Genomic DNA, 10,982 nt, shown 5'->3' with positions numbered 1-10,982 from the left:
CGCCAAGGGCGAGCCGGTCAAGAGCTGACCAGCCCCCGGCGGGTTTCATCAGGCCCGGCCCCGCGAGGGGCCGGCACGCGACAACAAGGCGCTACACGCAGATGCTCCGTTTCCAGACCCGCAAGGTCATCGTCGTCCTGCTCGTGCTGCTGTTCGGCTGCGGCTTCGCGCTGCCGAACCTGTTTTCGCCCGAGACCCGCAAGGCGATCGAGCAGGGCGCCCCGTCCTGGATCCCGCGCATCCTGCTGCCGATCCATGCCGTCGTGCTCGGGCTCGACCTGCAGGGCGGCTCGCATGTGCTGCTCGAGATCGACCGCGCCGATCTGGTGCGCAGCCAGGTGACGCAGCTGCGCGACGACGTCCGCCGCATCCTGCGCGAGGAGCGCGTGAGCTTCTCGGGCGGCATCGGCATGACGGCGCGCGGCGTCAGCGTGCGCGTGCCGGAGGCCTCCGACCGGGCGAGGCTCCTGCCGAAGCTGCGCGAGCTGGCGCAGCCGGTCGGGACGCTGGGCGCCTTCGGGCCGTCCGGCAACAACACGATCGACGTCGCCGAGCAGCCCGACGGGCTGATCCAGCTGACGGTGACGGAAGCCGGCGCCAATGAGCGCGTCCGCCGCGCCGTCGAGCAGGCGATGGAGGTTCTGCGCCGCCGCGTCGACGCGCTCGGCACGACCGAGCCCAACATCCAGCGCCAGGGGCTCGACCGCATCCTCGTCCAGGTGCCCGGCCTGCAGGATCCGCAGCGCCTGAAGGATATTCTCGGGCAGACCGCCAAGCTGCAGTTCCGCATGGTCGCCGAGAGCCAGGGCGGCGATGTCGACATGCTGCCCTCGCAGGATGCCGGCGGCTCGCTGGTCCCGGTCGAGCGGCGCGTCATCGTCGAGGGCGAGGACCTGATCGACGCTCAGCCCGCCTTCGATTCGCGGACCGCGCAGCCGATCGTCAATTTCCGCTTCAACATTCGCGGCGCCCAGCGCTTCGGCCAGGCGACGACGGAAAATCTCGGCCGTCCGCTCGCGATCGTGCTCGACAACAAGGTGATCTCGTCGCCGGTCATCCAATCGCCGATCACCGGCGGCTCCGGACAGATCTCCGGCAATTTCACCGTGGAGTCGGTCAATAATCTCGCGATCCTGCTGCGCGCGGGCGCGTTGCCGGCGAAGATGACGATCGTCGAGGAGCGGACCGTCGGCCCTGGGCTCGGCGCCGACTCGATCCAGGCCGGCAAGATGGCGACGCTGATCGCGACCGTGCTGGTGATCCTCTACATGATCGGCACCTATGGCCTGTTCGGCCTGATCGCCTCGATCGCCCTGCTGGTCCATGTCTGCCTGATCTTCGGCCTGATGTCGGTGCTGGGGGCGACCATGACCCTGCCGGGTATCGCCGGGATCGTGCTGACGATCGGTACGGCGGTGGACTCCAACGTGCTGATCTATGAGCGAATGCGCGAGGAATCGCATCAGGGCCGCTCGCTGGTCTCGGCGCTCGAGGCCGGCTTCCAGCGCGCCTTCGCGACGATCATCGATTCGAACGTCACCATGCTGATCGCCGCGCTGGCGCTGTTTGCGCTGGGATCCGGCCCGGTGCGCGGCTTCGCCGTGGTGTTCATTCTCGGCATCCTGACCACGGTCATCACCGCGGTGACGCTGACGCGCATGCTGATCGCGCTGTGGTACCGCTGGGCCAAGCCCAAATCGCTCCCGTTCTGACGCAAGCCCACTGTTCAAGGAGATCAGCGCATGCGTCTGCTTCGCATCGTTCCCGACGGCACCCGTTTCAAGTTCGTCCGCTTCCGGCGGTTCAGCTATCCGTTCTCGGCCGCCTATTCGCTGCTCGTGCTGGCCCTGTTCCTGACGGTCGGCCTCAATTTCGGCATCGACTTCCGCGGCGGCACGCTGATCGAGATGCAGGCCAAGTCGGGCAGGCCCGACATCGCCGCGGTACGCACGACGGCCAACGGTCTCGGCTTCGGCGAGGCGGAGGTGCAGGAGTTCGGCTCCGGCGGCGAGATCTCGATGCGCTTCGCGCTCCAGCCGGGCGGTGAGACCGCGCAGCAGCAGGTGGTCTCGAATGCGCGCGAGGCTTTCGCCTCGACCTACGACTTCCGCCGGGTCGAAACCGTCGGCCCACGCGTCTCGGGAGAACTCGTCCAGGCCGGAACGCTGGGCGTCGTGCTGGCGATCGTCGGCGTGCTGATCTATCTCTGGTTCCGCTTCGAGATGCAGCTGGCCATCGGTGCGATCCTCGGCACGCTGCACGACATCGTGCTGACGCTGGGCTTCTTCCTGATCACCCAGCTCGAGTTCAACCTGACCTCGATCGCGGCGATCCTGACCATCGTCGGCTACTCCCTCAACGAGACTGTCGTGGTCTTCGACCGGACGCGTGAATTGCTCCGGCGCTACAAGACCATGCCGATCCCGGACCTGCTCGATCTCTCGGTCAACTCGACGTTGTCGCGCACCGCTATCACCTCGACGACGACGGTGCTGGCGTTGGTCGCGCTCGTGCTGTTCGGCGGCACGGCGATCGAGGGCTTCGCGCTCGTGATGCTGTTTGGCGTGATCGTCTGCACCTATTCGGCGATGTTCGTCTCGACGCCGGTGCTGTTGTATCTCGACGTGCGCTCCGGCTTCAGCCGCAGCGAGAGCACCGACGAGAAGGTCGCCGCCGGCGCGAAGAGCTGAATGGCGCGGCCGCCGAGATGAGCCGCTTCGACGGATTCGTTCCCGGCCGCCACCAACTCGATGCCTTCGGTGCGGGCGGCTTCCGCTTCGCCAGCATGAGCCATCGCGGATCGGTTCTGGCGCTCCCCGGAGGGATCCGGATCTGGCCGGTAACGCATTTTTCCGAGATCACACCCGCCACGCTCCAGCCGGTGCTGGACGAGGCGGAGAGCATCGACTTCCTGCTGATCGGCACCGGCGCCGACATCGCCTTCATCCCCCATGATTGGCGCGCCCTGCTGAAGGAGCGCGGAATCACCGTCGAGGGCATGGCGACCGGGGCGGCGGCGCGGACCTATAATGTGCTCGTGGCCGAGGAGCGGCGCGTGGCGGCGGCCCTGATCGCGGTGGACTGATCGGCGCGACAAATCGGCGCCCGCCCGAAATCGGGTCGCCCATGTCGCTAGGGGCGTAGCCATCCGCTGGTGCCTCGTCCTAGACTGGACGTCGTGGCCGAGGGGGCAGCACCGGATCGAGGCCAGATGATGCCGCAGGCAACCGAGACCGACCGCCGCAGCGACGCCGTGACGTCCGCTTTGCCGGAGGCTTATGCCCATTGCGCCACGCTGGTGCGCGAGCAGGATCACGACCGCTACATCACCTGCCTCTACGCGCCCGAATCGCAGCGACCGTCGCTGTTTGCGCTCTACGCTTTCAGCCTCGAGATCGCCCGCATCCGCGCGCTGGTGAGCGAGCCGCTGCCGGGCGAGGTGCGGATGCAATGGTGGCGCGATCTGCTGGAAGGGCAGGCCAGCGGCGAGACGCAGGGACACCCCGTCGCCGCGGCGCTGCTCGACAGCATCGCGCGCTACCGCCTGCCGATCGCGCCCCTGACCGGGCTGATCGAGGCGCGCATCTTCGACCTCTATGACGACCCGATGCCGTCGCTGCGCGATCTCGAGGGCTATGCCGGCGAGACCGCGAGCGCGCTGGTGCGGCTGGCCTCGATCATCCTCGCCAATGGCCGCGATCCCGGCGGGGCGGCCGCCGCGGGCTATGCCGGCGTCGCCTATGCGCTGACCGGGCTGATGCGCGCCTTTCCCTGGCATGCGGCCGAGGGGCAGGTCTATCTGCCCGGCGATATCCTCGCCCGCAACGGCGTCACCCGCGACGATATCGTGCGCGGGCGCGGCGGGCCGGGTGTCCTCTATACGCTGAAGGAACTGCGCGGCATCGCGCGCGGGCATCTGGCCAAGCTGCGGGAACTCCGCAGCACGATCCCCTCCGCCGTGATGCCGGCCTTCCTGCCGGTCGCGCTGGTCGAGCCCTATCTCGCGCGCATGGAGCGCTCGGTCTACGACCCCTACCGCACGATCATCACCTTGCCGGCCTGGCGCCGGCAATGGGCGATCTGGCGGATGGCGCGGGCGGCGGGCTGAACGAACTCGTCATTCTCGGGCGGAGCGGAGCGCAGACCCGAGAATCTCCGGCCCGAGATGCTCGGGTCGAGCCCGAGCATGACGAGCCTATGTCACTCCGCCGCCTGAGCCTGCGCCCCGCCCACCCAAGCCTCCATCTCGACCTTGGCACGGCCCGTCAGCGCGTGCTTGCGGGCGACGCTCTTGGCCGGGCCTTTGAGCTTCTTGCCGTCGGGGGCGTGCGTCGCCTGGCTCTCGATAGGCGGAAAGAGCCCGAAATTGATGTTCATCGGCTGGAAGGATCGGGGCCCCTCGTCGATGGTGACGATGTGGCCGCCGGTGATGTGGTTGACCAGAGCGCCGAGTGCGGTCGTTGCCGGCGGGATCTCGATCTCCCGGCCGAGCCGCTCCGCCGCGGCGAGCCGGCCCGCCAGCAGGCCGATGGCGGCGCTTTCGACATAGCCCTCGCAGCCGGTGATCTGCCCGGCGAAGCGCAGGCGCGGATCGGCCTTCAGCCGGAGCCGGGCGTCGAGCAGTTTCGGCGAGTTCAGATAGGTGTTGCGGTGGATGCCGCCGAGGCGGGCGAACTCGGCATTCTGCAGGCCGGGAATCATCCGGAAGATCGCGGCCTGCTCGCCATATTTCAGCTTGGTCTGGAAGCCCGTCATGTTGAACAGGGTGCCCAGCGCATTGTCCTGGCGCAGCTGCACCACCGCATAGGCCTTGACCGTCGGGTTGTGCTTGTTGGTCAGGCCGACCGGCTTCATCGGGCCCCAGCGCAGGGTCTCGCGGCCGCGCTGCGCCATCACCTCGATCGGCAGGCAGCCGTCGAAATAAGGCGTGCCCTCCCACTCCTTGAACTCGGTCGTCTCGGCGGCCAGCAGCGCGTCGATGAAGGCCTCGTACTGGTCGCGGTCGAGCGGGCAGTTGATGTAGTCGGCGCCCGTGCCGCCGGGACCGGCTTTGTCGTAGCGCGACTGGAACCAGGCCTGGTCCATATCGATCGACTCGAAATGCACGATCGGGGCGATGGCGTCGAAGAAGGCGAGCGCATCCTCCCCCGTGAGCGACTGCAGGCCGGCGGCGAGCGCGGGCGAGGTCAGGGGCCCGGTGGCGACGATGACGCTGTCCCACTCGGCCGGCGGCAGTCCGGCGATCTCGGCGCGGTCGATCGTGACCAGCGGATGGGCTTCGAGCGCGGCGGTGACGGCTTGCGAGAAGCCGTCGCGGTCGACCGCGAGCGCCCCGCCGGCCGGAACCTGATGCGCGTCGCCCTTTGCCATGATCAGCGAGCCGAGCAGGCGCATTTCCCAATGCAGCTGGCCGACCGCGTTGGAGAGCGCATCGTCGGAGCGGAAGGAGTTCGAGCAGACCAGCTCGGCCAACCCTTCCGTCTTATGCGCGTCGGTGCCGCGGACGGGCCGCATCTCGTGCAGGATGACGGGGACGCCGGCCTTTGCGATCTGCCAGGCGGCCTCGGAGCCGGCGAGACCGCCGCCGATGATGTGAACGGGTTCCATCTCCGGGATGTGTCGCCCGCCGACCGGGGCGTCAAGGGTGCGCGGCCCCGAAACGCAAAATGCCCGCCTTGCGGCGGGCATTCGCTCTGCGACCGGACGCCGCGAGGGAGGATCGCGGCTCCGGGAGAGACTACTCGGCGCCCCGCCGGTGCGGGACGACAGCGTCTTCAGACGGCGGCGTGGGTGCGCGCGACGAAGGGGATCTCCGTGCGCGACAGGCCGAGATCGTCGAGCTCGCGGTCGGTCAGGCGGGAGAGCTCGCGAACGGTCTCGCGATAGCGCAGATAGGCGCGGATCTTGGCGGCGATCATGGTGACGAACATAACGATGGTCCTACTAGGTTTCCGGAGCGGGTCGGTGCCCACAGCGATGAATTCGTTGTGCGCTGCATATAAGTGAGCCAGCCCGCTCCCAACAGAGGCACGGAGTCAGCTCCGTTATGCGTCTGAGGCATGAACCATTCTCAATTGCTTCACTTTTGCCGTCTCACCCGCGCCCAGCGGTTAACGGATCGGTAAGATTCGCGAGGTTTTTGCCTAATCGTTGCGCATCCCGTCGCCGCCGGTCGGCTGGTCAGGCCAATCTGCCGTCGCCATGGGCAGGTTTGGCGCCTTAACGATGCTGCGCTGCACATAAGGGCTGATTCACCCTTTTGCGTCGGAATCGACGCGGTCCAGGGAGAAAAGCGGGCCGGGCGACGCGAATCGGGCCGCCCGGCCCCGTTCCTCATTCGCAATTGGCGAGATGGCGCGAGGCGGCGGTGACGCCCGACAGCGAGAACTCGTAGCGGGTCTCGTTGCCGCGGCCCGAGCGGGCCTCCAGCGCCATGACGCGGCCGGCGCGCATCGCCGCCAGCAACTCGGGCTCGCGCTCGATGCGGCGCAGCCAGGCATGGCTGCCCTGGGTGATCATGCGGAAGGTCTCGTCGCCGATGGTGACGGTGACCTCCGAGCCGCTTTCGAAATCATAGCCGGCCTGCAGGCTGGATTCGGTGCGCTGCGCCGTCTCACTCTCCTTGATGAAGAAATGGACCTCGCCATGGCGCAGCGTGGCCGGCTCGGCGCTGGTCGGCGTGGCGAGGATATAGCAGCTGCGTGCCTCGCCCTGGCCGAAGGCCGCGGCGGTCCAGCTGCCATACTGGCCGAGCGGGGTGGCGGTGGGGGCGGCGCCGGCGGGCGCGGCAAGGGCGAGGCCGGCGAGGGCCAGCGTGGCGGCCATGAGGGCGCGAGGGCCCCGGCGGGGCGTGCGGGTGGCTGGATTCGTCATCCTGTCTCCTTTCGTCCGAAGCGGGCAGGGTGGTAAAAACGGGTTAACAGGGCGTGACGATGGCGGCGGGTCCGGTTTTGGCGCTTCCGTCATTCCGGGGCGGGCCTGTCTGACCAGATCGCCCCGCGCGCGATGCCGTCATCCCGGACAAGCTGCGCAGCAGCGCCGCTCCGGGATCCATCGTAGCGCTCCGGAGCCCTCCGATGGATTCCGGCGCTGCGGCGCGTTGCGCCTTGGCCGGAATGACGGGGAGGGCTGAGCGATGTCACCCGCCGTCCTGCGCGCTCTCGGCGGCGACGCGCGCCTGCGCCTTGGCCAGCGCGGCGTCGGGGGAGAGCCCGGCGGCGCCGTTCTGGATCATGTAGCCGGTCAGGCGGCGGTCCTGGTCGGGCAGGGCCCGCATGAAGCCGTGGAGGCAGGCGGCGTCGTCGCGCTTGCAGCTGCGGCCGCGCTGGCAGGCCTTGTCGGTGCAGTCGCGCCAGACCTCGAGGATGTCGCCCATTTTCCTGAGGAGGTCGCGGCGGATCTGCTGGGTGCGGTGGAAATTGGCGATGTGCTCGGGCGAAAAGCCGGAGGGTTGTTTGCGGGTCATGGATCGTCTCCCTGCGGGGAGGGGGGCGAGCGCCAGCCCCCGCCCGCTGCTGCAGCGTCGGTGGTCGAACGGGGCTGGCGGAGCGCCGCGAGGCGCTTGGGTCGAGGTCCGCAACCGTTGAGCCAGGTCGCGGCGCGGCGGGATTGAGCCACCCGCCGCACGCCCCCCGGCGCTCCGCTTGTCGGCGATTTTGGGCTCCGGGCCGCGCTTATCGGGTCGAAAGCCATCCCTCGCCGCGAGCCTCGGGCGCCAGTTCCCCTCATCGGGTTGTCGCGCCGTCAGGCATGGGACGAAGGCGTGATGCCAACCACCGTTCCAGCGAGCTCCTCGCACAGGGGCCGTAGTACCCCCAGGGCGGTGCCCCGAAGCCTCCCGAGTCTGGCGTGTGAAACCAGCCGCAGGCGCCGACCCGTCACCCAGCCACTGGCACACCTCCGGATGGCCGCCCCGTTTGGGTGATGGGCGAGGGCAGTATGGGGGCGGTGGGAAGGGCGGGGATAAGTTTGGCCCAAAAATAAGGTAAGGCAAAACCGATTCAAAAATTCAGTTTAGCTGCCCGTGTTTGGCCAAATCACCGTTCCATCGTCAACTGACACTTTTCGAAGCGGGCCGCTTTCAAATTTCAAAGTTCGCGCGGCAAAAACCCACGGTATGCGGTCACGATAGCTTAAACTGACGTGCAACATTGAAAACCAAACATCTGGCACTATATCATCTGTCGAGCCTAGAAGGAGAGGTTTGATATCAAACTCCCAAGCTCGACGTATATCGATACAGCGCCAAATTCGTTCCCCGATTGTCAGAGTAAGATTTTGCCCCGGCATAGGTGATCTTCTAAAAATTGAAAATGGCGTTTCTGGGCAATGAATATTGATATTCAGAAGATCAATTCGTATTAACTCATAATCTATTGCTTCGTCAATTCCACCTAGGGCGCCAAGTAATATAATTACAGACGAGAGATCAGATGGATTCTCGTAGAAAAACTCGTCAAGATTTGATTTTATGGAGTAACGCTCAGCCAAAAGTTTAGGTATGTCGCTTGGAAGAACGTTAGCCGGCGTTACTCTTCCATGGTTGTTCACAAGATCAATAAACATACGGCAAATAACCTGCTCGGCAATTTCGATCCACCCATTATGATAGCTTGCGACAATAAAAACAAAAATATTTGTTGCTTGATCTTCTGATACTGACAATAGCGAATTGCCATATATATCAATTATTTTTTCTGATATATCCCTTAAATTTGATATTTGATCGGAATCAATTCGATCTGATAGCGCAACCGAACCGATTCGGCCAAGTATATCCGATATCCGAATTGGAAGAGCGAATAGATCTGGTAGTCCGTTTCTAAGTAGGGCAAACTCATTAATGCGAATTTGGTCGGATAATGATAATATTGCAACATAGTCAGAATTGACAAGGCTATCTATCATAAGAGCCAAATTTGCTCTGGCTAGAGAACTTGTTGCGGACAGATGGCCCATACAGGCCACAAAGCAGCTGGACACTCGTGCGGCTGCGAATGGATCAGTTGAGCGTTGCGCTTCTGCTACCAAGCTGACATGAAGTCCCTGAAGAATAGCCGCCCCGTGATCCGGCGGAATGTCTTTAGTGATCTGTAAAAGAAATTCAAAAATGTGACGCTCATCGATGGCTTCAGTCAAGCTGGATGATATCTTCTTAATTTTAGCCACATCGTTTTCTGATAGTTTGAGCGACATTTGCTCACTCAGATCAATAATGGGATTCGTGTTCGGCCCTGTACAAAAGTGCGGGTTCCGGACGAAACGCCCCGGTCCCTGAACATTCAACGCCCAGCGAGACACTGTCTGCTTCTCATTGCCCGGCGTCTTTGGAGTGATAACGCTGCCGATCTCGCCAAGGTCGAGGTATGGGCTATGGGCATTTACATGCGCTTTCCCTGAGATCGCTCTTACAAGTTCGTTGGTGAAGGCTCCTCCGCTATCCCCCTCCCACGCAGTCTCGTCCGATGCAGCGGCTGCAAGGAGCGAAACACCTACGGTGCCCGAGTTCCCCACTAAGCTTCCTCGCAAGATGGTGGATAGATCGTACCCAACGCCGCCGCTGTTGCAGGCATCTATGACGAAATTTGCTTGCTTTGGATTTATCGATACAACTGCCCGGACTATTTCGGAGAAGCTGTATCCAGTAAGCGAGAGCCTGCGCGAATCGGTATCACGTAGGGCAAGATAAAATGTTTCGTGAGCCACGACGCCGTGACCAGCAAAGACAAATGTGATTACGTCGATTGGGCCACAGTCATAAAGGCAACTTACGAGTGCGTCTTTCAATTCGCTGGCGCTTGGCGAGAGAACAAGCTTTGACGTCGTCGGGTCGTAATCACCGTATTCAACGCTCGTAAGGAGACGAAATACATTTTGAGCGTCGCCTTCTGCTCCGTTTAGGTTCTGCTCATGATCGTAATTATTGCATCCAACACAAATGCAAACTCTCATGGCCGGAACCTATATTGAGCTATGCGATCTGCCTCTCGTCCTACCGCTTCTGCTTCCTTTCTTGCGAAAATTCGCTCGAGGTCAGGGCTTTTGGCATCCCCGCGTTCATCAATTAAGTGCTGAATCTTTTGGAACGCGGCTGATCCAACGTGAATTTCGGGTGGTTTTGCGCGCCCGAAACGATCGACAGCCCATTCTGCGGACGCTATGGCAGAAGAGAGGCTGGCCTCGGCGCTCATGTTCGTACTGAGATCAATCGAAGTGGCTCCAGCGTATGCTGACTCCGAGATGACGCCGTAAAAGTTTTTTCCAAACTGAGACCGATAAGAATTAACAATTTCTCTAACGTGATCTTCGATTATTTGAAGTTTGTGGTCAATTAAATCGGAGTGCTTTATTTTTGTTTCAGCTGAAAATGAATACATATTTGTTCGAAATTCATTATTGCCGCCTACGGCGCTCCAGGAATTTCCGTGTTTGTATTTTAGTATTGTCCCAACGTATTGCCGAGTATGCTGATCCGTCGATCTTCGAATTATATCCGTAAAAATATCCGATATCTTAGATTCGTGGTCGCGTAAAAAGAACGGAGGGGATTTCATCCGCAGTGCTCTCGCGTTCAGCTCTACGTAAAGTCGGAGTACCGAATCGCACGTAGTTTCATCATAACTCCAAAACCGTCTGAGGCTAGGCGGGCGAGCGCTACTCCGCCGCCTCCCGCGCCACCGCCTTGCCCTTCGCAATCGGCCGGCGCTCCAGCACCTCCTTGAGGAAGCGCGCGGTGTGGCCCTTGCCGGCCTTGACGATGGCCTCGGGCGTGCCCTCGGCGACCACGACGCCGCCTCCGTCGCCGCCTTCGGGGCCCATGTCGATCACCCAGTCGGCCGTCTTCACCACTTCGAGGTTGTGCTCGATGACGACGACGGAATTGCCCTGCTCGACCAGCTCGTGCAGCACCTCCATCAGCTTGGCGACGTCGTGGAAATGCAGGCCGGTGGTCGGCTCGTCCAGGATGTAGAGCGTGCGGCCGG

10 protein-coding genes and 1 pseudogene are annotated in these 10,982 nt (G+C 63.1%); 4 read left to right on the top strand and 7 right to left on the bottom strand.

From position 1 onward, the window contains the following. Window positions 1-101: 101 nt before the first annotated feature. From secD to Q8M82_RS08790, 4 genes are all read left to right on the top strand, one after another. Window positions 102-1,712, top strand: coding sequence for a protein translocase subunit SecD (secD, locus tag Q8M82_RS08805; protein ID WP_305690987.1), 1,611 nt, complete (start codon window positions 102-104; stop codon window positions 1,710-1,712). 30 nt (window positions 1,713-1,742) lie between these two features. Next, window positions 1,743-2,690, top strand: coding sequence for a protein translocase subunit SecF (secF, locus tag Q8M82_RS08800; protein ID WP_305690986.1), 948 nt, complete (start codon window positions 1,743-1,745; stop codon window positions 2,688-2,690). A gap of 17 nt (window positions 2,691-2,707) precedes the next feature. Continuing rightward, window positions 2,708-3,085 carry an Mth938-like domain-containing protein gene (locus Q8M82_RS08795; protein ID WP_305690985.1) on the top strand — a complete coding sequence of 126 codons (378 nt, stop codon included), beginning with the start codon at window positions 2,708-2,710 and terminating at the stop codon, window positions 3,083-3,085. A 129-nt stretch (window positions 3,086-3,214) separates the two neighbouring features. Beyond that, complete coding sequence (locus tag Q8M82_RS08790; RefSeq protein WP_305690988.1) at window positions 3,215-4,108, top strand: phytoene/squalene synthase family protein; 894 nt, start codon at window positions 3,215-3,217, stop codon at window positions 4,106-4,108. A 92-nt stretch (window positions 4,109-4,200) separates the two neighbouring features. Here the strand turns inward: Q8M82_RS08790 and trmFO are convergent, their stop codons facing one another. The 7 genes and pseudogenes from trmFO to Q8M82_RS08755 all read right to left on the bottom strand — a co-directional run. Then, entirely contained in the window at window positions 4,201-5,607 is a 1,407-nt protein-coding gene (gene trmFO / locus Q8M82_RS08785) for a methylenetetrahydrofolate--tRNA-(uracil(54)-C(5))-methyltransferase (FADH(2)-oxidizing) TrmFO (protein ID WP_305690984.1), read from the bottom strand. A 167-nt stretch (window positions 5,608-5,774) separates the two neighbouring features. Further along, window positions 5,775-5,930 carry a DUF1127 domain-containing protein gene (locus Q8M82_RS08780; protein ID WP_082732703.1) on the bottom strand — a complete coding sequence of 52 codons (156 nt, stop codon included), beginning with the start codon at window positions 5,928-5,930 and terminating at the stop codon, window positions 5,775-5,777. A 403-nt stretch (window positions 5,931-6,333) separates the two neighbouring features. Beyond that, on the bottom strand, window positions 6,334-6,873 hold the full coding sequence (locus tag Q8M82_RS08775; protein ID WP_305690983.1) for an invasion associated locus B family protein: 540 nt from the start codon (window positions 6,871-6,873) through the stop codon (window positions 6,334-6,336). A 265-nt stretch (window positions 6,874-7,138) separates the two neighbouring features. Beyond that, window positions 7,139-7,465, bottom strand: coding sequence for a hypothetical protein (locus Q8M82_RS08770; protein ID WP_305690982.1), 327 nt, complete (start codon window positions 7,463-7,465; stop codon window positions 7,139-7,141). A 548-nt stretch (window positions 7,466-8,013) separates the two neighbouring features. After that, the gene (locus tag Q8M82_RS08765) at window positions 8,014-9,951 is read right to left on the bottom strand and encodes a caspase family protein (RefSeq protein ID WP_305690981.1); all 1,938 of its coding nucleotides are present in this window, start codon (window positions 9,949-9,951) and stop codon (window positions 8,014-8,016) included. Beyond that, window positions 9,948-10,553: a hypothetical protein gene (locus tag Q8M82_RS08760; protein ID WP_305690980.1), complete on the bottom strand. Its 606-nt coding sequence runs from the start codon at window positions 10,551-10,553 to the stop codon at window positions 9,948-9,950. The genes Q8M82_RS08765 and Q8M82_RS08760 overlap by 4 nt, the downstream gene beginning before the upstream one ends. 100 nt (window positions 10,554-10,653) lie before the next feature. Then, window positions 10,654-10,982 (bottom strand): annotated as a pseudogene (locus tag Q8M82_RS08755) (excinuclease ABC subunit UvrA); the annotation flags it as partial.

It is taken from the genome of Allobosea sp., assembly GCF_030694325.1.
In the GTDB taxonomy this organism is placed as follows: Bacteria; Pseudomonadota; Alphaproteobacteria; order Rhizobiales; family Beijerinckiaceae; genus Allobosea.
Note: the sequence above shows the minus strand (reverse complement) of the source record. Positions and strands in the feature narration are given on the sequence as shown.